The organism is Bacillus cihuensis (assembly GCF_000504145.1).
GTDB lineage: Bacteria > Bacillota > Bacilli > Bacillales > DSM-1321 > Peribacillus > Peribacillus huizhouensis.
Map to the genome: position 1 here is coordinate 41,346 of NZ_KI632496.1, position 24,676 is coordinate 66,021.

Genomic DNA, 24,676 nt, shown 5'->3' on the forward strand with positions numbered 1-24,676 from the left:
TAAGAAGTATAATTTGGATCGTGATTGAGGTGTACATACGTTGAAAACAGTCGTTGTGATAGGCGGAGGCATTACAGGAGTATCTGCTCTTTATGAATTGCAAAAGTGGAAAAAGAAGACAGCATCGAATGTTAGACTCATATTGGCGGAAGCAAATGAGGAGCTGGGGGGGAAAATTCGTTCGGTACATGATGGTGATTTCATTATGGAATCGGGCGCTGATTCTATCGTGGCGCGTAAAGGGTATATTGGACCGTTAATTGAAGAGTTAGGAATACAAGAAGAAGTCGTATACAATGCGACAGGACGATCCTTCATTCATAATGAAGGAGAATTAAAACTTATTCCAGAAGAAGCTGTATTTGGCATTCCAACGAGCATCGAGTCATTGGCGAAAACTACATTAGTGTCAGCTGAAGGGAAAGTTGCGGCATTGAAGGATTTCTACACAAAGAATGAAGCATTCACGGCACATGATTCCATCGGTGACTTTCTGGAATGCTTTCTTGGGAAAGAATTAGTAGAAAAACAAATTGCTCCCGTGCTTTCTGGTGTATATTCAGGAAAGCTTGCCGACTTGACTATTGCTTCAACCCTACCATATTTATTAGATTACAAGAATGAATATGGCAGCATAATAAAAGGGCTTTCAGAAAATAAAAAAGCCTTCCAAGGAAATGGCGATAAGAAATTTCTTTCTTTTAAAAGTGGACTGTCTACATTGCTAGATCGTATGGAAGAACAGATGGAAGATGTTGAAATACGTAAAGGGACAGAAGTAAAGGCTGTAACAAAAACAGGGAGTACATACACGGTCACTTTTGTAAACGGAGAAAGCATTATCGCTGATTATATCATTTTAAGCATTCCTTACAATGCTGCACAAAAACTATTAGAGAATCCTGCACTTCAAAAGGAATTTGACCAATTAAAAAATAGTTCGCTTATTAGCGTCTATGTGGGCTTCGATTTGGCGGATAGTGAGCTTCCAAAGGATGGAACAGGATTTATTACTGCAGGAACTAGTGCATTAACTTGTAATGCCTGTACGTGGACAAGTAGAAAATGGGAACATACATCTAAGAAGAATCTTTTACTAATCCGGCTTTTTTATAAAAGTACAAACCCTGCTTTTGCTACGTTACAAACTGCAACTGAAGAAGAGTTGCTTAAGGTTGCATTAAGAGATATTGAGGTAAGTCTGGGTATTTCAGGTATTCCTGTGACAAGTGAAGTGACTAATTGGAGCAATATGATGCCTAATTATCACATTCATCATCGGAAAGTTGTACAGCGATTAGAAGAGAAGCTTGAGCAAGACTTTCCTGGGATTCGGCTAGCTGGTTGTTCCTATTACGGAGTGGGTATTCCTGATTGCATTGGAAATGGTGAGGCGACAGCAAAATGGGTAATCGAGCAATTATGAACAGAGGTCTGACTCGTTACACGTGAGTCAGATCCTTTTTAATTTGGGTAGTCAATAAAAATAAGTTGTTTAAATAATCTTTAATAGTTGTATATTATTATATTTGGTTTTTCTTGTTGTCTCAGTTAGAGATAAGAGTATGGGTGTGGTACATTATTTGTAAAAGATAATCATGTTGAAGACTAACATAGGAGGCAACGAACATCTATGGGACATCGACTCCAAGAAGCAGAACACTTTATTCGAACTAGTTATGGGGAATTGCATAAAAGTGAAGAAGAAATTTATGCCCGTTTAGAAGAAGTGACTGGTCATCTTCAGAAACGAGACAAGTATGAACATACGCTTGAAGAGCTTGAACATGGAGCTAAAATGGCGTGGCGGAATAGTAATAAATGTATTGGACGTCTGTTTTGGGAAACGATGCAGGTAATGGATAAACGTGATTTACAATCAATAGAAGAGATAGTAGAAGCGCTGTTCGAACATATATCGTTTGCAACAAACGGCGGTAAAATACGGCCGTCCATTACTGTTTTTCATCCTGACCGAGTTCGGATATGGAATCATCAATTAATTCGATACGCAGGCTATGAAACAGAAAATGGAGTTATCGGAGATCTAGATTCGTTGCGATTCACACAAGTTTGTGAGGAGTTGGGATGGAGGGGTTGCGGTGGCTGGTTTGATCTTTTACCTCTCGTTATACAAGTAGATGGTGGAAAGCCTCGATGGTTTGAAATCCCTTCTAATCTTGTGAAGGAAGTTCCTTTGCGTCATCCTGATTTTGAATGGTTTAGAGATTTAGAACTCAAATGGTATGCCGTTCCGATTATTTCGAATATGAGTCTTGAAATCGGTGGAATCACTTATCAAGCTGCACCATTTAATGGTTGGTATATGGGTACAGAAATCGGAGCGAGAAACTTGGCAGATGAGGATCGATATAATATGCTTCCTATAATAGCAGAACATATGGGGCTAGATATCCGTAAGAATTCATCGCTTTGGAAAGACCGGGCTCTAATCGAGCTTAATCAGGCAGTTCTTTATTCTTTTAAAGAGGATGGGGTAAGTATTGTCGATCACCATACAGCTGCTCAGCAATTTAAGATGTTTGAGAAAAAGGAAAAGGCTGCTGATCGTCCTGTAACCGGTAATTGGACGTGGCTTATTCCACCAGTTTCTCCAGCCACCACTCATATATTCCATAATCCTTATAAAAATCAGATCATTAAACCAAATTACTTTTATCAAAAGCTTCCCTATAAATGATACATACTTGAACCTCGTGGGACTTGCTCACGAGGTTTTTTGCTGTTTTGATTCAATTAGTAACAAGGATCTTTTCCCGCATTTAAAGTCGGTAAAACACCACACTGATTGAAGTTATACTTTTTTAGAGCAAAGTGTATTGGTACAAGACGACAATATGTGAATCTCATGTAGTATTTTGATGAAATTTATTTCTTAGGAAATATTTATGTCGACTGAAGTATTATTTGATTTTAAAAATGATGTTGAAGATTGTCCTGATTCCTGTATAATAATTGTGGTCAAAAGTAAACTAGAAGTTTATATATAGAATACTTTTATGTTTTGAAGTTTAGTAAAACTAAACTTACAGTCGAGTCAGTGAAAGTAAGAAATACGATCCTTTGTTTAAAAAGATGGCGACGATGAGCCCTTGGAGGAACTATGCAAATTGGAAAAAAGATTAAGAATTTACGTTTGAAAAAAGGGTTGACACAAGAGGAGTTAGGCGAAAGAACAGATTTAAGTAAGGGTTATATATCTCAACTGGAGCGTGACTTGAGTTCACCTTCTATTGAAACGTTTTTCAATATAATTGAGGTGCTTGGATGTTCCCCAAAGCAATTCTTCGATGATGAAGAGCGTGTTCAAAAAGTTGTCTATGATGAAAATTCGCAGACCTTTTACGCAGAAGAAGAGAAAGGCTATCAGATTAGATGGCTCGTACCGGAATCAAACGAAAAGGAAATGGAACCAATCTATCTATCATTTAAGGAAAAAGGGGAGTTCAAGAAGTTTGAACCATCTCTTTCAGAAACGTTTGGGTATGTAGTAAGCGGAAGAATCATTGTTTATTTAGGAAACCGTATATATATGGCTAAGGCGGGGGAATCAATTTATTTTCATGCTTCTGAAGATCACCAATTGGTTAATGATAATGATGGTCCTACAGAATTGCTTCTAGTTGTTACAAATTCCTATCTGTGAGCATTCAGCTATTTGGTGAAAAGGATCACACATAAAGATATTGAGGAGGAGAATACTTTGACAAATGAGTCAATCATTCGTTTCGAACGAGTAACTAAACAATATGATGCAGATCCAGCTGTGTTGAATGATGTTAGTTTTGAAATCGAACGAGGCAAATTTTATACGCTACTAGGACCTTCTGGTTGCGGAAAAACAACCATTCTACGTTTAATAGCTGGCTTTACAGAGGCTACGCAAGGAAAGATTTATTTTAATGGGAAAATTATTAACCGAGTACCAGCTAATAAACGGCAAGTAAATACAGTTTTTCAGGACTATGCGTTATTTCCTCATTTGAATGTTTTTGAAAATGTTGCATTTGGATTACGTATAAAGAAAATGAAGAATAGTGAAGTTACTGCAAAGGTTCGAGAAGCATTAAGCTTTGTCAACCTTGACGGCTATGAAACAAGAGAGATCTCAGAAATGTCAGGTGGACAGCGTCAGCGTGTGGCGATTGCCAGAGCAATTGTAAACGAGCCTGAAGTAATCTTGTTAGATGAACCTTTGTCTGCGCTTGATCTAAAGCTGAGAACGGAAATGCAATATGAATTACGAGAATTACAACAAAGGCTTGGAATTACTTTTATCTTTGTTACGCATGATCAGGAAGAAGCGCTTGCTATGTCAGATGAGATTTTTGTTTTGAATAACGGAAAAATTCAACAAAGCGGGACGCCTACAGATATTTACGATGAGCCAATCAGCCGTTTTGTCGCGGATTTCATTGGGGAATCGAATATTGTCGAAGGAAAAATGATTCGTGATCATTTAGTCGAGTTTACTGGTAAAGAGTTTGAATGTGTCGATGGTGGATTTAATGAAAATGAGCCAGTTGAGATTGTGATTCGACCAGAAGACTTGGAAATTACTGATGTGAACCGAGGGAAATTAAAAGTGCGCGTGGACTCTCAGTTATTCCGTGGCGTTCATTATGAAATTAGCAGTTATGATACAGAAGGAAATGAGTGGTTAGTTCATTCTACAAAGAAAGCAACTGTTGGTGATCAAATTGGTCTATACTTTGATCCAGAGGCTATTCATGTTATGCGCTTTGGCGAATCGGAAGAAGAGTTTGATAAACGTTTAGAAGCTTACAATGATGGAGCTCAAGATGGAAAATAAAGCGAAGTTTAATATATATTCCATTCCGTATTTTCTGTGGATTGTCTGTTTTGTCATTGCGCCAATTTTACTCGTTCTTTATTATTCCTTATTCGATATAGATGGGAATTTTTCATTCGTTAATTATCAGAATTTCTTTACGCCTGTTTACCTAATGATGACAGTGAATTCTTTTTGGTATGCATTTTTAATTACCTTCTTTTCATTGCTTGTTGCCTATCCGACCGCTTATTTGTTAACAAAGACGAAGCACAAGCAGTTGTGGCTTTTGCTGATTATCGTTCCTTCGTGGATCAATCTGCTGTTGAAAGCTTATGCGTTTATCGGTATATTCGGCACATATGGGGCAGCAAATAAATTTTTGGAAGGAATCGGAATTGGTTCTCGGCAAATTCTTTTCACGGATTTTAGTTTTATTTTCGTGTCCGTTTATATTTTTATACCATTCATGATCTTACCGATCTTCAATGCGTTAAATAAATTGAATCCGACGTTAATAGCCGCGGCTAATGATTTAGGAGCATCTGGATGGGTAACGTTCCGCCGTGTTATTTTTCCGTTAACATTAGATGGCGTGAAATCAGGCTGTCAGGTTGTTTTCATTCCAGCCTTATCACTGTTCATGCTGACACGTTTAATTTCTGGTAACCGTGTGATTACACTAGGTACAGCGATTGAACAGCATTTCCTTGTCATCCAAGATTGGGGAATGGGCTCGACTATTGCGGTCTTTTTAATTATTTTTATGTTCCTGATCATGGCATTGACAGGTGCAAGGAAAAGAGGTGTATAAGGTGAAGAAGAAATTGTCACCTGTATCTTCGCTATTTTTAGTGCTTATCTTTTTTATCTTGTATGCACCAATTTTCTTTCTTATCTTTTACTCATTTAACAGCGGCGGTACTATGTTTAACTTTGAAAGCTTTACGCTGGATTGGTATCGAGAATTATTTGATGATACACGCCTTTTAATTATTGTTTTGAATACACTTGTAATTGCTTTATTATCTGCGCTAATCTCGACGATTATTGGCGTAATAGGTGCTTTGTTTATTCATTCGGTAAAGAGAAGACAAACGAAAAACACCATTTTATCATTGAATAGTGTGCTCATCGTCAGCCCCGATGTAATTATCGGTGCATCGTTTTTGATCTTATTTACGATGGCTGGAATTAAGCTTGGTTTTTATTCCGTATTGTTAGCACATATCGCATTTAGTGTACCAATCGTTGTCTTGATGGTTCTGCCGAAGCTAATGGAAATGAGCCCCACCTATATTGATGCGGCACGTGATCTTGGAGCAAGCAACTTAGGTGTGCTTACAAAAGTGATCTTACCTTATATTACACCAGGCATATTTGCTGGTTTTTTCATGGCGCTGACATACTCTCTTGATGATTTTGCAGTTACATTCTTTGTGACAGGAAATGGGTTTTCAACATTATCGGTTGAAATTTACTCATTAGCGCGTAGAGGAGTATCATTGAATATTAATGCTCTATCGTCCTTACTATTCCTATTCACCATTCTATTAGTCATTGGTTATTACTTCATCACAAAGCGTAGTATGAAGTCTGGCGGAATGGGGGTTCACAAATGAAGCAATTAGTCCGTACATTTTTGACAATTATTCTTGTTTCTATTGTACTCCTTTCTATCACGAATCGATTGAATCAATCACAAGGTTTTTCCGGAAGCAATACGTTGACGGTTTATAACTGGGGAGACTATATTGATACGGATTTAATTAATCGGTTTGAAAAAGAAACAGGCATAAAGGTCATTTATGAGACATTTGACTCGAATGAAGCGATGATGACAAAAATTGAACAAGGTGGAACGACGTATGATGTTGCGGTTCCATCAGAATATATGATTGATAAAATGATTAAGGAAAACTTATTAATTCCACTAGACCATTCAAAGCTGCCGAATCTGAAAAATATCGATGAACGGTTTCTAAACTTACCATTTGATCCGGATAATTTATATTCTATTCCGTATTTTTGGGGAACAGTGGGTATTGTCTATAATCCGGAAATGTTGGGTGGAATGGAGATAACAAGTTGGAATGATTTGTGGGATCGAAAACTAAGAAACGAAATTCTATTGATTGATGGTGCGCGAGAAGTAATCGGAATGGGGCTTAATAGTTTACATTATTCATTAAATGATACAAATCCAAAGCATTTACAAGAAGCGAAGGCAAAGCTTGATACATTAACTCCAAACATCAAGGCGATTGTCGGTGATGAAAATAAATTGCTTCTCGCTAACCAAGAAGCGGCCATTGGGATTACTTGGTCAGGAGATGCTTCTGAAATAATGTCTGAAAACGAAGATCTTGACTATGTCGTACCAAGCGAAGGGTCTAATTTATGGTTTGATAATATGGTTATTCCAAAAACAGCAAAAAATATTGATGGAGCCCATGCCTTCATTAACTTCATGCTAGATGCGAAAGTTGCTGCACAAAACACGGAGTATGTAAGCTACTCAACTCCTAATAAAGCAGCACTTGAATTTATGCCTGAAGAAATGGTAAACGATGAACGCTTTTATCCAGCACCAGAACTAACGGATAAGCTAGAAGTGTATGAGAATCTTGGGAAAAGAAATTTGGCTACCTATAATGAACTTTTCCTAGAGTTTAAAATGCACCGGAAATAATAAGCAAGGGGCTGCTTCGAACAGGGTCTAACTCACACTCCATAGATGGACTATCGTGTGACAAAGGTTAAATTGAAACGTTACTGATGTTGTGAGGTTTATTCCATTGGTTTGAGGCAGCTATTATTCATTTTCACACTTATTTAAAGACTCGTTCATAGTTTCGTCACACTTTCTCGATATGATGAATGAACAAGAACAAATCAAAGAATCGAACGTACTAATGATAAGGGAGAGCGATGATGAAGGATTTCTTTAAAAATACAAAAACGTACATATGGGGTGCAGCAATTCTAGTAATTGTTGCTGCAGCCGTACTTATTGCCTCTTTTTCAAGCAGTGAAGCTGTAGCAGAAGTGGATGGGAATAAAATTAGTAAGGATGAGTTATACGATGCCCTTGTCACTCAATATGGAGCGACTGCTTTGGACACATTGATCACGAATAAATTGGTTGACCTTGAAGCGGATAAAGAAAATGTTAAAATCACCGATAAGGAAATTCAAACAGAGCTTGATACGATGATGGAATCTTATGGTGGCAAAGATGCGTTCGAAGCCCAGCTTGCAAGTAGTGGCTTGAAAACCGCGGATATTGAGGAAGATATTCGTTCATATTTAAAGACTGTAAAACTATTAGAACCTAGAATCAAGATTACAGACGATGAAATGAAGGAGTATTTTGAAGCCAATAAAGATCAATACGCGCAAGCTGAACAAGTAGAAGCAAGTCATATTTTAGTGAAGGATGAAGCGACAGCTAAAGAAGTAGCTAAGAAACTAGCTGATGGAGGCGACTTTGCTAAATTAGCAAAAGAATATTCTACGGACACCGCTAATGCTTCCAATGGAGGGAAGTTGGGTTATTTCGGAAAAGGGGAAATGGCTCCAGAGTTTGAAAGTGCAGCTTTCTCACTCAAGGTAAATGAAATCAGTGATCCAGTTAAAACGGATTTTGGCTATCACATCATTCAAGTAACTGGAAAAAAAGCAGCGAAAGCAGCGAACTTTGAAGATAGCAAAAAGGATATCAAAGAAGCTCTAAAAACGGAAAAACTATCTGCAGAATTCCCGACCTGGCTAGCAGAGCAGAAAAAAGATCACAAGATTACTAATTCCTTAGTTCCTGAGAAATAATAATCCATTCAAAATCTAAAGAGGGTTTCTCAAAGGGTCTGATCTCACACTCTATACATTGTTTATCGTGTCAATGACACGTCATATAACAATATTTAGTAGGTGTGGGCTCTGACTTTTCATTTGGGACACCCTCTTTTTAATAATTTCAAGGTTTTGCTCTTAGTTGTGGCTATTTAGAATTGGTTCTAGGCTCTGGTGATGCCTCCTTTAATTGACTACCTGCTTCAGCGACTTTGGAACCAATATCCGCTAATTCCTCTTTGGCTTCCATTACTGTTGACACGGCGTCGGTTGAAATATCTTTAACCTCACTTACTTTGCTGAACACATCTTCATTAATCATTGAATTAAGGGCTTGAGCATCACTGATTGCCTCTTTTAGTACTTCGGATGCTGACTTAAAACGGTTAATCATATCATCTTTTACTTCACTCGGGTTTTCTTTCACTTGGGTAATCATGTCCAAGGATGAGTCTTTAATATCCATTGCTGTTTCTTTTACTTTGCTCCTTGTTGATGAATTTAAGAGCATGAGAGCTCCACCTATAATTCCTCCGACAATTATTCCTTTCACCAGTTTGCTATTATTTTGATCATCTGATGTTTGAACCATGTTTAATTCCTCCTAGCATTAATGTGATTAGCTTGTTGGTATTTTCCCGATAAGCTCGTTTGCTAAACTACATCATTTAGGTTTACAGTGGTTGATCAGGGTCTTAATGCGAATTCTTAAGGGGAAAATGGAAATAAAGTATAAAGTGCAACTTCAATCAGTGGGGGTTTTACTGCCTATTAATACAGGATAAAAATAGAAAAACCTCCTAGGCAATCATCAGTGCCAAGGAGGTTTTTTATCAAACAAGAACTATTTCAGGTCGTCTACTGCTAACGATTTCTTCAACCTCAGATCCTTCAAGCGTTTCTTTCTTTAATAATGTTTCAACAAGTTCTTCGTACTGTTCACGGTTATTATTGATAAGTTTTTCGGTTGCTTGAATCGCCTCGTTAAACAATTCCTGCATTTTTTTCTCTTTTTCACCTTTATTGAAGGTAAGAGTGAAGCCTTCTTGTAGCATCCCTGTTTCGACCATTTGTTCAAGCAGATGTTTTGCTTGTTTGACATCGCCGCTTACGCCGATGCTATGTTCACCTAAAAACATCCGTTCTGAAACACCGCCAGCAAGGATCATTTTGACTTGATCGAATAATTCACTTGTTGTAGCTAAATGCAGTTCTTTTTGAATGGGTGCAACATAACCTAGAGCATCACCACGAGGGATAATAGTTGCTTTGCGAACAGAACCCGGTTTCGTAATCGCTGCTACAAGTGCATGTCCGCTTTCGTGTATAGCAACACGCCTTTTTGTATCAGGATCATTTAATGAACGTGAAGTGCTGCCTAATATTGTACGATCAATGGCATAATCAAGATCGCTTTTCTCAATAAACGCTTGCCCGTTACGTAATGCTCGTCTTGAGGCGGTATCGAATAGAGAGCTTAAATCTGCTCCGGAAAATCCTGAAGTGCTTTCAGCTAATGTATCAAGGGAAAGCTGCACATCTTCCGATAGTTGTTTACCTTTGGAATGGATTTCAATAATTTCTTTCCGGCCTTTCGTATCTGGCAACGGCACTTGAAATGAAAAATCAATCCGACCAGGGCGAAGGAAGGCTTCATCTAGCATATCCTTTCGGTTTGTAGCCGAAATAAACAAAATCCCATCGTTCGAATGCCCACCATCAAGCTGGACGAGCAGTTCGGTCAGTGTTTTTTCTCCTTCTTCACCGCCGTGCTCTTTTCGTTTAGCAGCAAGAGCATCTACTTCATCGATAAAAATAACCGCTGGTGTTTGCTTTCTTGCATTTTGGAATAAACTCCGGACACGAGAGGCTCCGACACCAACAAACATTTCATTAAAGGCGGAACCGCTTGTAGAAAAGAAGTTGGCGCCCATTTCTTTAGCAATTGCTTGAGCAAGCAATGTTTTGCCGGTCCCAGGAGGCCCATATAATAGAATTCCTTTTGGAGCGGTGATTCCGAGTTTCTCTGAACGCTCAGGTTCTTTTAAAATGGCAAGTGTCTGAAGAATTTCTTCTTTGATTTCGGTCTGTAATCCACCGATATCATCAAGGGTAATGGCTGGAAGTGGTTTTGCTGAAGAAACACTATTCTTCCTTTTTCCGATTCCAATGCCACCTTTTGTTTTTCTTTGTATAATAATGGCGGTTACCGCTAATGCTGCGACTATTCCACCTAATAACCATAGACTAAATGGGCTAGTTGATGAGAAAGAATACTGAACATTATATGTTTCGACAAGTTTGTTTACTAATGTGCTATTGGGTGGTATGTGAGAAACATAACTTCCGTCTGGCGTAATCAATGTCAAAGTACCATTCTGATTTTCCTTTAACGTGACTAAATCACCATTCTGAGCTGCAATCTTATCTTCGACTGAAGAAAAAGGGATTTCTGTCTTCTGTGTCGGATTAACAACATACAATAAAACACCGGAAATGATCACAAGTAATGCCACGAAGATTGGCGTGAATTTAGAAACAAATGTAGAGTTTGAGTTCAATTTCTTATCTCCCCTTTACTATGAAACTAGTATAGTGAACTACTCTCTATTATAAATGGTTCTTTTGTACTATTTGAAGTGTAAAATAATGGAAATTATGATATTGTGGCTTAATTTCCCATCGTTTCTTCGTTGTTAGACAGTATGAAGACTGACATGGTAAAGTGAATAGAGAATAGGTATGAAACATGTCTCAAACAATAAAAGAGGAATGGTTACGTATGAATAAATTTAAGAGTGATTATATTATTACGATGGACGATATTGTGAAAGAGGGCGATCCGATACTACAGCAGAAAACGGAAGAAGTCAAACTGCCCCTTTCGGAAGAAGACAAAGAAACATTGGAGAGTATGATGCAGTTTCTAAAGAATAGTCAGGATCCTGTGATAGCAAAAAAATATCAATTGCGTGCTGGCGTAGGTTTGTCTGGGAATCAAATCGGCTTGAATAAACGGATGTTCGTCATGTACTTTACAGACGAAAAAGGAACTTTATATGAACATGCACTTGTTAATCCGAAAATTATCAGTCATTCAGCAACAATGATATACTTGCCACAAAGTGAAGGCTGCCTGTCTGTTGACCGTGAAATAAGTGGCTATGTGCCAAGATATGAGCGAGTTAGAGTAAAAGCAACGGATTTAACTGGAAAGGAAATCGAGCTTCGCCTGAAAGGGTTCCCGGCTATCGTTTTCCAGCATGAATTCGACCATTTGAACGGTATCATGTTCTATGACAGAATTAATGAAAAAAACCCATTTAAACTTCCTGATAATGTAGAGATCAAGAGTTTATGATTTAACATATAGTTAGGGTTAAGCTTCTAACACGGTCAAAGCATAATGGTCTGCCCCCACACTAGATGGACATTTCTATTGTGGCATGTATGAAGTTGGGGGCAGATCATTAGTTATTAAGTATTACACGTTTTAATCTTGCTCTTTTTGTGTAGTTTTAACACGTGTGTTTCCCATAAAGAAAACAGTAATAACTGCTATACTAATTGGAATAAGCGCCAGCATAAAAGTTAAAGTAATCGAATCCGACATAGATTGGACGATCTTCTTAAGAACAAAGTCTGGGATAAGAGCACGAGCCTCTGATTGGAACAGCTCTCGCGAATCTTTAAGTTTGCCAAACGCCCCTTCACCACCAGCTCCCATTCCTTTAAATGAATCTGCTATATTGCTCGTAAACGCATGGTTTTGTATAGCTCCGAAAATAGTAATACCTAATGTCATTCCAAATGAACGCAAAAATGAATTTGTTGAGGTAGCGGAACCTCGAAAACGCGGCTCTAGATCGTGAATAGATGCTGTTGGTAGTAAAGAAAATGAAAAACCAACTCCAATTCCAACAATTGTCATATAAAGAGTGAGTAATCCTCTGCTTGTTTCAGGTGTTAATGTTCCGAGCAAGAACATGCCGATAAAATAAGCGACAACTGAAATAATCATCAGCTTACGGAAGCTTGCCTTTGTTTGAAAAATCCCGCCGCATGCACTTCCAGCTACAGAACCGAGCATCATTGGCATGAGGATAAGCCCTGCATTCGTGGCTGACCCACCATAGACAGCCTGAACAAAGATTGGAATATAGACGGTTAAAATAATAAACGATGCCCCATAAAGAATCGCTAAAAGTTGCGAAGTCGCAAATAAGCGTTTTTTGAACATCCAGAAAGATATGATTGGTTCTTGCGCTCTTTTTTCGAAAAAGAAAAATAATAGAAAGAATACGGCAAAGCTAGTAAATAAACCGATAATCTGGACTGAATCCCAGCTATATTTACCACCACCTAATTCAAGTGCGAACATGAGGCTAATTACGGCGATGATAAGTGTTGCAGCTCCACCCCAATCAATTTTTTGTTCTCGAATTTGTGGAGATTCTTTATAATAACGTAGTATGAAAAATAAGGATATTAATCCAATGGGTACATTTACATAAAATACCCAATGCCAGCTTACATATTCGGTAATATAAGCGCCTAATAAAGGCCCTATTACACTCGATGCCCCAAATACAGCTCCGAGCAACCCGGTCATTTTTCCACGTTTTTCAGGTGGGAAAATATCGAATACAATCGTAAAGGCAATAGGCATTAGTGCCCCACCGCCAATCCCTTGTATCGCCCTAAAAATACTTAATTGAACCATGCTTTGGGCAATTCCGCATAATGCAGATCCTAGTAGGAAAACAATAAGACCAAAAATGAAAAAACGTTTACGACCATACATATCGGAAAGTTTACCGAAGATCGGCATCCCAGCCATTGTAGCAACCATATAGGCGGATGTAACCCAGACAAACTTATCAAAGTCGCCTAAATCTGAAACGATGGTTCCCATGGCTGTAGCGACAATTGTATTGTCCATTGCTGCCATGAAAATAGCTAATAGTAAACCAGCAACAATAAGGTTTTGATTTTTATTCTGTTGAATACCATCCATCAATTAAATCCCCCTTTTTTTATGGACCCAGTGATTATATCACTTGAAAAATTTTATAAAAATGATTATCTTGATAATCGAGATAAAACCAAGTTTAGTGGGAGGTGCCTGTCCATGTCAAGGGATAAACTTCAAAAACAAGAGACGTTAGACTGCTTATTGAAAAGCCTGCATAAGTACGGGATGAGAACCGTCTTATTTCAACAAAATATGGCACAGAAGATGGGGGTTGTCCACACAGATTTAAAGACTGCAGAGATACTAAATGAAACAGGCCCCATTACTGCTGGTGAGCTGTCGAGAATTACCGGTCTTAGCTCCGGGTCAGTTACGGCTCTTATTGATCGGCTTGAAAAAACAGGCTATGTAATGAGAGAAAAAGATGAGGAAGATCGCAGGAAAGTCGTGATCACTCCAATTCAGGAACGACAAAAACAAATAAAGGCTCATTTCGAATCGTTAGCAGAAGCGACCAAAGAAGCTTGCTTGACATATACTGAAGAAGAATTAGTTGTTATTCTTGGCTTTGTTGAAAAAGTAATAAGGATTATGGATCACGAAAACGAAAAACTAATGGCGGAGAGAGAAGAGAATAATTGAGTTCTTGGTATATTTAATTTATAATTATTATAAACTAATATTGATTATTACATGAAAAGTAGTATACTATAAGTTAAGTGAGTAAAAGAGGAGGACGAATCATGGCGGTAAAAATTTGTAACACATGTGGAGCACCTATAAAAAAATTAAAACATTCTGCTTTATGCCAATGTGGTCCTAAGATTCTTATTGGACTCCAAGCTTCTAAAACAAATAAATAAAATTATACATTTCAACCGATTATTCTGACTTAAGAAGAGTCGGTTTTTTATTTTTACGAATATTTATGTGTTTCAGTGAAAAATATTTTTCTTAGGGTCATTCATTTTGTAAAATAGAAATATGTTTGAGTAATTAAATCAAACAAATCCATAATGTGATAGTAAGGGGGTAACTATGTTGGGAACGGGAGACTAAGAATAAGTGAGCTAGCACAATTAGCGAATGTGACAAAGTGCACATTCGACTATTATACAAATCTCGGATTGTTAAAACCTGAACGTTCTCTTTTAATTACCACTATTACAAATATGGTGAACTTGGATTGTCACGTATAGAAAATGGCAATATTCCATTGGATAAGATCAAAATGATACATTCCAAGAATTTCAGACCATTATCAGCATGAAAATAAAAAGTTCGTAAAAAAATAAAGTATCGCAAAAAAAGTAAGTCATTCATGCAAACATTGCTGCTTTTACTTTTGTAATGTTCAGTGGGTTAAGAAATCGAGATTATGTGTAAATTATATATATAAATAGAGACACTATACAGGAGGTGCCTGGGATTCAATCGTATTCAAGTATCTCCTTATTTTGATTCAAGCAAGACATTAGGATCATAAATAAGGATTGTATACCGATTACCCATCCACATTGGAGATTACCATAAAATTGATAGCCGTAGCATTACTAATCGCTTTAACTGCCTTTTTCGTTGCTTCTGAATTTGCGATTGTCAAAGTGAGAAGTTCTCGTATTAACCAATTAATAGAAGAAGGACATAAAAATGCACTTGCAGCGAAGAAAGTAACGTCTCATCTTGATGAGTATTTATCTGCTTGTCAATTAGGAATTACTGTAACAGCCCTTGGGCTTGGTTGGCTAGGTGAACCAACGGTCGAGGCGATATTACATCCTTTATTTGAAAAATTGCATGTTGCTGAACCAGCAATAAGCATTTTGTCATTTGCCATTGCATTCGCTTCAGTAACTTACTTGCATGTTGTTGTAGGAGAATTGGCTCCGAAAACAGTTGCTATTCAGAAAGCTGAGCAAGTTACCCTTGCATTTGCTAAACCTTTAATTTGGTTCTACCGTATTATGTATCCATTTATTTGGGTTCTTAATGGTTCCTCTCGTCTGCTCGTCGGTATGTTCGGAATGCAGCCTGCGTCTGAGAATGAATTAGCCCATTCTGAAGAGGAGTTACGCTTAATCTTATCTGAGAGTTACAAAAGCGGTGAAATTAATCAATCGGAATATAAATATGTGAATAAAATCTTTGAATTTGATAATCGAATTGCCAATGAAATCATGGTGCCAAGAACGGAAATGGTAACGATTGAACAAGGAACTTCGCTTCTTGATGTCATTGAAGTAATCCAAGAAGAACAATTTACACGATACCCAGTAACAGATGGAGATAAAGATAATATTGTTGGCATGGTAAATATTAAACGGCTTTATACAGCTACAATAACGGAAGACAATGTGGCAGATTTAAATGTTGATGAATTTATTACTCCAGTTATTCGGGTACTTGAGACAATACCCATTCATGATTTACTGCTTAAAATGCAAAAAGAACGGATTCATATGGCGATACTGTCAGATGAATATGGTGGAACAGCAGGTTTGGTGACGGTTGAGGATATCTTAGAAGAAATTGTCGGTGATATCCGTGATGAATTTGATCAGGATGAACGACCTAATATCCAAAAAATCACAGAAGGGCATTATGTTTTTGATGCCAAAACATTAATAGGTGATGTCAACTCTACATTAGGAATCCATCTGCCTGAAATGGACATAGACACGATTGGCGGTTGGATTTTAACTGGTAAATATGATGTGTCAGTAGGAGATAAAATAGAATTCGAGGACTATGAATTCACTGTGAAAGAGATGGATGGACATCATGTTTTATATATAGAAGTCAAGAAGGCAAGCTCTTCTTTAGTTAAATAAAAGAATAGATTTAAAAAAAGCCAAAGATTTGATTGAACAGATAATCTTTGGCTTTCTCTATCTAGGGATTAAAGAGAGAGTAATTTTCTATAGTGGTAGAATAATTAATATGAATTAATAGAGTCATATTCCTTTTGGCGAGTTCGATTAATCGTTCAAGAGTTAGATTTTATAAATAAAATCAAGAGGGCAGGGGATAGGGTGAGTTTTAAAAAGAAGCAATTTGTAGTATTTGGTGTAATTATCCTTTTTTTAGCCGCTATGCTAATGGGTATTGTATTTATGGTGAACAGTGTAAAAAGCAATATAACGGAAATCGTTGACGATCGGTATGTTAAAGTAAGTGCTGCAATGGAAATTCGTCAATTATTTTCACGTAGCGATCGGGAAATTCTTTATGCTGTCAATGATTCTATTACTAAAGAAGAAGCTAGGGATAGTTTGGAGATAATTAAAAATAATCAAGACGAAATTAATTTGAAGATTGCTGAATTATCGCAAATTGTAAATAGAAGTAATGGATCGCAGGTGATTAAACAGGTTGAAGCGAATTATGGTTCCTACTCGATAACGGAAACAGAAATTATTTATGCGCTTGAACAAGGTAAATCTGCATCTGATATAAATACCCTGATGGCCCAGCAAAGAGATAAAAGGTTGAAGGTAACTAGTTCTATAGAGGAATTTAAAGATTATCAAGAAGGATTGATGAATGAGGCGCTGAAAGAAGCGTATGAAACTTATGATGCAATTATACAATTTATTATTTTCTCTGTAGGTCTAGTGATTATTTTCATTACGATTGCGATGATTTGGATGATTCGAAGTACGACCAAGAATCTGAGATCTATCACGAGTATTATGAAAAAAATTGACTTTAATTATCTAACGGACCTTCCGCGTATACATGTGAAGACTAAAGATGAGATTGGTGATATTGCTCAAGCTTATAATGAGATGGCGGCATCATTAGAAGTCTCCTATCAAAAAGAAAAAGATTTTACAACGGAAATTAGTGAGCAAAATTGGATTCAGACCGGACTGGCTGACATTGCTACGATGTATCAGCGAATCGTTAATATGGAAACTCTTGGGCAGCGTGTTATCAGTAGATTAGCGCTTTTAATGGGCGCTTCTCTAGGAGTCTTTTATATTAAACGAGGGCAAGGAGAAGAAGCGAAATTTGTAAAACTTTCATCCTATGCTGATGAAGAAGAAGTAGGACGTCGAGAGTTCAGACTAGGAGAAGGTTTGATTGGCCAATGTGCGTTAGAAAAAGAATCGCAGATTATTAATCAAGTCCCAAAAGATTATAAAGTGATATCAACAGGTTTAGGAAAAGTAGCACCAAAAAGCATTTTCATTGCACCAGTTGTATTTGAAGAAGAGGTTGTTGCTGTAATCGAGCTTGCTAGTATAGAAACATTCACAAAGTTACAGCAAAACTTCCTAATGCGAGTTCTTGAAACCCTTGGGATTACGATTAATAGCGTACAGGGTCGTGTAGAAATAGAACGTCTCTTATTAGAATCCCAGGCTCAAACAGAAGAATTGCAGGTGCAGTCTGAGGAATTGCAATCCCAATCAGAGGAGATGCAAGCCCAATCCGAAGAACTTCAGTCGCAAGCGGAAGAATTGCGTATGATTAATGAACAACTGGAAGAAAGAAATCGCGAAGCAGAAGCGAAATCAAGAGAATTGCAGCGTGCTAAATTACATCTTGAAGATCAGGCTGAGCAGTTGAAACAAAGTTCGAAGTATAAATCAGAGTTCTTAGCTAATATGTCTCATGAATTACGAACACCTCTTAACAGTATACTTATTCTATCTGAAATGCTTTCAGATCAAGAGAGTACTTTATCAGAGGAGCAACAAGATTTTGCTAAGGTGATTCATTCCTCTGGGCAAGACTTGTTATCGCTTATTAATGATATTTTGGATTTATCAAAAGTTGAAGTAGGAAAAATGGATGTTGTTTTTGATGAAATGAATGTAAGTGAATTGCCTGAATTGCTTACACAAAATTTTGAACATATTGCTCAGAAAAAAGGGTTGGAATTTAACGTAATAAAGGATGGAAATGTACCTGATATATTCTTTACCGATCAACAGCGTCTTCAGCAAATACTAAAAAATTTATTGTCCAATGCATTTAAGTTTACGGAAACTGGTTCTATATCTGTTCATATCAAGTGTGCAGAAGAACAGGAGCTAAGTAAGTGGGTCCATACTGATGGAGCAGATGGCTGGCTTGAAGTTTCTATTGCTGATACTGGAATCGGCATTCCGAAATCTAAGCAGCAGTTGATATTTGAAGCATTTCAGCAGGGTGATGGTGCAACTATGAGGAAATATGGCGGTACCGGTTTAGGTTTATCGATTTGCCGAGAGTTTGCAAAATTACTTAGAGGGTGGCTGATTGTTGATAGTGAAGAAGGGGAAGGAAGTGTCTTCACGCTATTCCTCCCTAGTCTTCCGGGAGGAATCGAGGAATCAGCTGAAGTTGGCTCTGCCCTACCACAGGTGGCGGCATCGATAAATGAGCCTGTTGTTGAAAGTAACCATGACCCTTTAATAGAAGAACTTAGTCTGGTTGAAACACATAAACCAAACAATCTCTTCCAAGACAAAACGGTTTTAGTTGTGGATGACGACCATCGCAATATTTATGCTTTAACAAATGCGCTTAAACAGGAAGGGATGAAAATCCTAACGGCTAAGACTGGATTGGAGTGCTTGGAAATCATAAAAAAAGACCATACTATTGACGCTATCTTGATGGATATTATGATGCCTGAACTGGACGGATATGAAACGATGCGTCGAATTCGTAGTACAGGTCAGTTTAATGACATGCCAATCATTGCTCTGACAGCTAAAGCAATGAAAGGTGACCGTGAGAAATGTTTGAAAGCAGGAGCTTCCGATTATGTTAGTAAGCCGCTCAAGTTAAACCAGCTTCTTTCTGTATTGCGAGTTTGGTTGACGAATGGAACTATAAGACCATCATGATAAAACTTCTGTTTGATCCGCATCTATCTGCCATTTCGATTATTCTAAGACCAGTATATAGAAGATTGTATTTATACTGGTTTGATATCGAAAGTAATGGGGTATCATTGACTAAATAGTCACAATGTCATGCGCATACGGTAAGTGTCCACATTTGGAGCGAGCGCTTTTGTCTCAGGAAAGAAACGGATCCGTTTTAATAGTTTTTACTGACTAAAGAAAGAGTCCACCTTTGTGATCATAGAACTTCGAGTATAGGGAGCTATCCTTTAGAACAATTACTGGACGCATGGAGGAAGTGTTAACTTCTATGTTCACCATAGGCGGGCTAGCTCTTTTTATTAAAAGGATTTGGGAAGGATAATTACATGAAAGATTTATTAACCATTGAGGAAAGGGAAGATTTTGAAATAGATTTACTGTTACAAGCAATCTACCGCGTATCTGGTTTTGATTTTCGTCGGTATATGAGAACTTCAATTAAGAGACGGATTGAAAACCGAATGAGGTTGGAGCGAGTACTGAAAATCAGCGGGTTAATTGAAAAGGTAATGTATGAAAAAGGGTATGCTGAAAAAATGTTGGAAGATTTTTCGATTAATGTAACAGAAATGTTTCGGGACCCTGAATTTTTTAAAGCTTTTAGGACCAAAGTGATTCCATTCTTAAGAGAACTTCCTGAAATCCGGATTTGGCATGCGGGGTGCTCAACTGGAGAAGAAGCATTTTCAATGGCGATCTTGCTTGAAGAAGAAGGTCTTTATGATCGAGCAAAAATCTATGCAACGGATATGAGTGAAAAAGTATTACAACAAGCAGAAAAAGGAGTTCTTCCATTAACCCGAATGCAGGCTTATACAAAAAACTATTTGCAAGCAGGTGGAGACCGAGCTTTTTCCGAATACTATTCTACGGATTACCAGCATGCCTATTTAAATCCCGACTTGCTCAGGAATATTGATTTTTTTCAACATAATCTGGTTACAGATAGTTCTATTAATGAATTTCACGTTATCATGTGTAGAAATGTTATGATTTATTTCACAGCAGACTTGCAAGAGGACGTTAATCAGTTATTCTACGATAGTCTAAGTAAAGGTGGTTTTCTTGGGTTAGGAAGTAAAGAAACCATTCGTACTATGTTTTTTTGTGATAAATATGAAGATTTTGATTCTCTGGAGAAAATTTATCGTAAAGTATAAGAAAGACTAAAATGGCCACGTCTGAAGATACAAGGGATCACCAGAAACTAATTTAAATAAAACGAGGATGTCTCAAAATTGTATCATCTTTTTGAAACATCCTCGTTTTTATTCAAGTAAATTAAGAAAGTATGACTGTTCTTCTTAGTTTGCTTGAATCATGACAACACACATGTCATCAGGCTGATCAATCTGAAGATGCTTTGGCATGACGAAATCGATGGGAGCATCTTCACGGCAAGTCAGCCATTTTTTTGAAACAGCTTTACTTAGTTGAACTAACCCGTCTGCATCGCTAGTATCAAGTGCCTCCATTACCCCGTCTGTAAATAAAAGTATTTGGATGTCATCTTGGTAAGTCAGAGTAGCTTTTTCTATCTTCATTTCATTGAAAAACCCAACTGGACAACTTCCTGTCGAAAGAGGAATTACCTCATCGTTATCAATTAAAGCGAAACCGGGTGGATGTCCTGCGTTTACGTATTCTAATGTTTTGTCTAGTGTGTCAATAATCAGATAAATGGCAGTAAAATAATAATGAACTTGGTTTTCCTCTTTATTTAAAATTGACATCCAACGATTAAGTTCTTTAATAACTTCTTCTGGATTTGTATGAGTTCGGATTGCGTCACGTAAGACAGATGAAATAAACATACAAACTAAGGAAGCGGTAATTCCGTGTCCCATCATATCCAACAAGATGACTCCGTATCGTCTATCGTCAATACGATGCCAATAATACATATCTCCAGCCAATTTATTAGCTGGAAAATACGATGCTTTAATGACTAGATTATCAAGAGTTATAGGTTCGCTTAGTAGACTACTTTGTACTTGCATGGACAAATCCAGTTCACGAGCCATCTTTTCATCTTGCATTCGATGCCAGTCTTTTTCATATTTCAGGCGAAGTCCAACACGGATGCGTGCAAGTAAATCTACTTTATTTATTGGTTTTAGAATGTAGTCGATGCCGCCGGCATCAAGAGCTTCAGCTACTTTATTCGAATCCTCAAGTGCAGTAACAAAGATAACTGGAATATCCTTAAGATGAGGGATTGTTTGCAAGCGTCTGCAGGCTTCGATTCCATCAACATCAGGCATCATTATATCTAAAAGAATAATATCAACATTCGTTTCCTTGGGGTTTGCGGAGTCTATTTGTAAATAGTCAAACATTTGTTGAGCAGATGTAAGCGAAGTGTAATCATGATAACCAGCTTTTTTTAATATCTTTTCGATTACGAAAAGGTTTACCTGGTTGTCGTCTACGATTAAAATCGTCATTCTTTTATCTCCTTTGAGCTTATGCATCGGAAGGTACTATTTCATATCGTTTATCATGGTTGTAATTGAGGTCTGATCGTGAATATCCATCATAATCAAAATATGTATAGCTGATCTTATATGCATTAATTATATCTTAGTTAGGTAGAAATCGAAAATAACAAAAGTACTATAGGGTGATATTGAATATCCTGATTTCTAGTAGTGTAAGGTATTAAAAGTTCATATTTCATATACATTACCCACTTACCCAATGCACAAAATATTAAACGTATATTTAGTAAGAATATGAAATTTTAATTATAAGTACGAACATTAAGAGTGTCTGCTCTTATACAGAGAATATAATAAGCTTGAGAAGCGGGTATTACCTATTCTCTTATCCATTTTTATGTTAGTTATTATCACCTCCCTGCGTAAATTTTGTAGATGTTTATGCTTGTACTAGTCACAAGGCTCCTTAAAAGAACGGTTTCCACTCCTTGATTAGTACTAAATATTTGCGTGCCTCTGATTAGAGAAACTGATCCTATATATTCCTTTAGTATATAGAAAGAAGGTTATCTATAAATGATAGTAGGAGGAATATATTTTGTTTATTTGAGCTAATGATTAGGGAGTAATTCATGTTTCTAACTTTTTAATCAAACATGAATACATGGGTCTATGATTGAAATGAGAAATTCAAAGCTAAATGTCAAAAAAGATATTGACACGAGTAAGGAAGAAGAGTATTCTATTAAAGTTGCTGATTGAGCAATGACTAAACATTCCTATTTTGACACGAGTAAGTAAATAAAAAGAAAAATTCATTTTATAAAAATGTTGACTTCTTTTAAAGTGAATGTTAAGATTAGTTGGTCGCTGAATAATAAGCGATTATAAATGAAATTAAAACTTCGTAGAAGTTGACAACTAATCATGGATATGTTAATCTAATTACAGCTTAACAATAAATTGCTCTTTGAAAACTGAACAAAACAAAGCGCCAACGTTTAAATTTAAGTGAGTACACACTATAAAAACAAATGAGCAAGTCAAACACTTTTTGGAGAGTTTGATCCTGGCTCAGGACGAACGCTGGCGGCGTGCCTAATACATGCAAGTCGAGCGAATGATTGGGAGCTTGCTCCCATGATTTAGCGGCGGACGGGTGAGTAACACGTGGGCAACCTACCTGTAAGACTGGGATAACTTCGGGAAACCGGAGCTAATACCGGATAATTTCTTTTCTCGCATGAGAAGAGATGGAAAGACGGTTTCGGCTGTCACTTACAGATGGGCCCGCGGCGCATTAGCTAGTTGGTGAGGTAACGGCTCACCAAGGCCACGATGCGTAGCCGACCTGAGAGGGTGATCGGCCACACTGGGACTGAGACACGGCCCAGACTCCTACGGGAGGCAGCAGTAGGGAATCTTCCGCAATGGACGAAAGTCTGACGGAGCAACGCCGCGTGAGCGAAGAAGGCCTTCGGGTCGTAAAGCTCTGTTGTTAGGGAAGAACAAGTACCAGAGTAACTGCTGGTACCTTGACGGTACCTAACCAGAAAGCCACGGCTAACTACGTGCCAGCAGCCGCGGTAATACGTAGGTGGCAAGCGTTGTCCGGAATTATTGGGCGTAAAGCGCGCGCAGGTGGTTCCTTAAGTCTGATGTGAAAGCCCACGGCTCAACCGTGGAGGGTCATTGGAAACTGGGGAACTTGAGTGCAGAAGAGGAAAGTGGAATTCCACGTGTAGCGGTGAAATGCGTAGAGATGTGGAGGAACACCAGTGGCGAAGGCGACTTTCTGGTCTGTAACTGACACTGAGGCGCGAAAGCGTGGGGAGCGAACAGGATTAGATACCCTGGTAGTCCACGCCGTAAACGATGAGTGCTAAGTGTTAGAGGGTTTCCGCCCTTTAGTGCTGCAGCTAACGCATTAAGCACTCCGCCTGGGGAGTACGGCCGCAAGGCTGAAACTCAAAGGAATTGACGGGGGCCCGCACAAGCGGTGGAGCATGTGGTTTAATTCGAAGCAACGCGAAGAACCTTACCAGGTCTTGACATCCTCTGACAATCCTAGAGATAGGACGTTCCCCTTCGGGGGACAGAGTGACAGGTGGTGCATGGTTGTCGTCAGCTCGTGTCGTGAGATGTTGGGTTAAGTCCCGCAACGAGCGCAACCCTTGATCTTAGTTGCCAGCATTTAGTTGGGCACTCTAAGGTGACTGCCGGTGACAAACCGGAGGAAGGTGGGGATGACGTCAAATCATCATGCCCCTTATGACCTGGGCTACACACGTGCTACAATGGATGGTACAAAGAGCTGCGAACCCGCGAGGGTAAGCGAATCTCATAAAGCCATTCTCAGTTCGGATTGTAGGCTGCAACTCGCCTACATGAAGCCGGAATCGCTAGTAATCGCGGATCAGCATGCCGCGGTGAATACGTTCCCGGGCCTTGTACACACCGCCCGTCACACCACGAGAGTTTGTAACACCCGAAGTCGGTGAGGTAACCGCAAGGAGCCAGCCGCCTAAGGTGGGACAGATGATTGGGGTGAAGTCGTAACAAGGTAGCCGTATCGGAAGGTGCGGCTGGATCACCTCCTTTCTAAGGATATTACGTGGTGCTTTTGTTTTGTTCAGTTTTGAATGAGTAATTCATTCAATCGTGGTAACCGGAAGCAATTGATAAATCTATTGCTTATTCGTTGCCGAAT

17 protein-coding genes, 1 rRNA gene and 1 pseudogene are annotated in these 24,676 nt (G+C 38.2%); 15 read left to right on the top strand and 4 right to left on the bottom strand.

Annotated elements, in window-relative coordinates; genetic code table 11:
- The first annotated feature begins 40 nt into the window (after positions 1-40).
- From V179_RS0118020 to V179_RS0118055, 8 genes are all read left to right on the top strand, one after another.
- Complete coding sequence (locus V179_RS0118020) at positions 41-1,426, top strand: protoporphyrinogen oxidase (RefSeq protein WP_028392691.1); 1,386 nt, start codon at positions 41-43, stop codon at positions 1,424-1,426.
- A gap of 207 nt (positions 1,427-1,633) precedes the next feature.
- Positions 1,634-2,701 carry a nitric oxide synthase oxygenase gene (locus tag V179_RS0118025; protein WP_028392692.1) on the top strand — a complete coding sequence of 356 codons (1,068 nt, stop codon included), beginning with the start codon at positions 1,634-1,636 and terminating at the stop codon, positions 2,699-2,701.
- Between the two features lie 423 nt (positions 2,702-3,124).
- Positions 3,125-3,667: a helix-turn-helix domain-containing protein gene (locus V179_RS0118030; protein WP_028392693.1), complete on the top strand. Its 543-nt coding sequence runs from the start codon at positions 3,125-3,127 to the stop codon at positions 3,665-3,667.
- A gap of 57 nt (positions 3,668-3,724) precedes the next feature.
- The gene (locus V179_RS0118035) at positions 3,725-4,834 is read left to right on the top strand and encodes an ABC transporter ATP-binding protein (RefSeq protein WP_028392694.1); all 1,110 of its coding nucleotides are present in this window, start codon (positions 3,725-3,727) and stop codon (positions 4,832-4,834) included.
- Complete coding sequence (locus V179_RS0118040; protein ID WP_028392695.1) at positions 4,824-5,627, top strand: ABC transporter permease; 804 nt, start codon at positions 4,824-4,826, stop codon at positions 5,625-5,627. The genes V179_RS0118035 and V179_RS0118040 overlap by 11 nt, the downstream gene beginning before the upstream one ends.
- 1 nt (position 5,628) lies before the next feature.
- Positions 5,629-6,435: an ABC transporter permease gene (locus V179_RS0118045; protein ID WP_028392696.1), complete on the top strand. Its 807-nt coding sequence runs from the start codon at positions 5,629-5,631 to the stop codon at positions 6,433-6,435.
- The gene (locus V179_RS0118050; RefSeq protein ID WP_028392697.1) at positions 6,432-7,505 is read left to right on the top strand and encodes an ABC transporter substrate-binding protein; all 1,074 of its coding nucleotides are present in this window, start codon (positions 6,432-6,434) and stop codon (positions 7,503-7,505) included. The genes V179_RS0118045 and V179_RS0118050 overlap by 4 nt, the downstream gene beginning before the upstream one ends.
- A gap of 242 nt (positions 7,506-7,747) precedes the next feature.
- Positions 7,748-8,641, top strand: a complete 894-nt coding sequence (locus V179_RS0118055; protein WP_051405038.1) for a peptidylprolyl isomerase — start codon at positions 7,748-7,750, stop codon at positions 8,639-8,641.
- Positions 8,642-8,813: 172 nt separating this feature from the next.
- Here the strand turns inward: V179_RS0118055 and V179_RS0118060 are convergent, their stop codons facing one another.
- Both V179_RS0118060 and V179_RS0118065 read right to left on the bottom strand, forming a co-directional pair.
- The gene (locus V179_RS0118060) at positions 8,814-9,257 is read right to left on the bottom strand and encodes a hypothetical protein (protein ID WP_028392699.1); all 444 of its coding nucleotides are present in this window, start codon (positions 9,255-9,257) and stop codon (positions 8,814-8,816) included.
- Between the two features lie 241 nt (positions 9,258-9,498).
- Positions 9,499-11,226, bottom strand: coding sequence for an AAA family ATPase (locus V179_RS0118065; RefSeq protein WP_028392700.1), 1,728 nt, complete (start codon positions 11,224-11,226; stop codon positions 9,499-9,501).
- A gap of 221 nt (positions 11,227-11,447) precedes the next feature.
- Between V179_RS0118065 and def the strand changes: the two genes are divergently transcribed.
- Positions 11,448-12,026, top strand: a complete 579-nt coding sequence (gene def / locus V179_RS0118070) for a peptide deformylase (RefSeq protein ID WP_028392701.1) — start codon at positions 11,448-11,450, stop codon at positions 12,024-12,026.
- Between the two features lie 132 nt (positions 12,027-12,158).
- Here the strand turns inward: def and V179_RS0118075 are convergent, their stop codons facing one another.
- Positions 12,159-13,682: an MDR family MFS transporter gene (locus tag V179_RS0118075; protein ID WP_034301959.1), complete on the bottom strand. Its 1,524-nt coding sequence runs from the start codon at positions 13,680-13,682 to the stop codon at positions 12,159-12,161.
- Positions 13,683-13,796: 114 nt separating this feature from the next.
- Between V179_RS0118075 and V179_RS0118080 the strand changes: the two genes are divergently transcribed.
- The 5 genes and pseudogenes from V179_RS0118080 (at position 13,797) to V179_RS0118100 (ending at position 20,685) form a co-directional block, all read left to right on the top strand.
- Positions 13,797-14,282 (top strand): MarR family winged helix-turn-helix transcriptional regulator, encoded by a 486-nt coding sequence (locus tag V179_RS0118080; protein WP_028392703.1) that lies wholly within the window; start codon positions 13,797-13,799, stop codon positions 14,280-14,282.
- 419 nt (positions 14,283-14,701) lie between these two features.
- A pseudogene (locus V179_RS31800) lies at positions 14,702-14,841 on the top strand (MerR family transcriptional regulator); the annotation flags it as partial.
- A gap of 316 nt (positions 14,842-15,157) precedes the next feature.
- On the top strand, positions 15,158-16,471 hold the full coding sequence (locus V179_RS0118090; RefSeq protein ID WP_028392704.1) for a hemolysin family protein: 1,314 nt from the start codon (positions 15,158-15,160) through the stop codon (positions 16,469-16,471).
- A 201-nt stretch (positions 16,472-16,672) separates the two neighbouring features.
- Complete coding sequence (locus V179_RS0118095) at positions 16,673-19,483, top strand: response regulator (protein WP_028392705.1); 2,811 nt, start codon at positions 16,673-16,675, stop codon at positions 19,481-19,483.
- A gap of 368 nt (positions 19,484-19,851) precedes the next feature.
- Positions 19,852-20,685: a CheR family methyltransferase gene (locus V179_RS0118100; protein WP_028392706.1), complete on the top strand. Its 834-nt coding sequence runs from the start codon at positions 19,852-19,854 to the stop codon at positions 20,683-20,685.
- A 144-nt stretch (positions 20,686-20,829) separates the two neighbouring features.
- Here the strand turns inward: V179_RS0118100 and V179_RS0118105 are convergent, their stop codons facing one another.
- Positions 20,830-21,972 carry a fused response regulator/phosphatase gene (locus V179_RS0118105; RefSeq protein WP_028392707.1) on the bottom strand — a complete coding sequence of 381 codons (1,143 nt, stop codon included), beginning with the start codon at positions 21,970-21,972 and terminating at the stop codon, positions 20,830-20,832.
- 1,045 nt (positions 21,973-23,017) lie between these two features.
- Here V179_RS0118105 and V179_RS28295 point away from each other — a divergent pair.
- Positions 23,018-24,567 (top strand): 16S ribosomal RNA (locus tag V179_RS28295).
- The last annotated feature ends 109 nt before the right edge of the window (positions 24,568-24,676 follow it).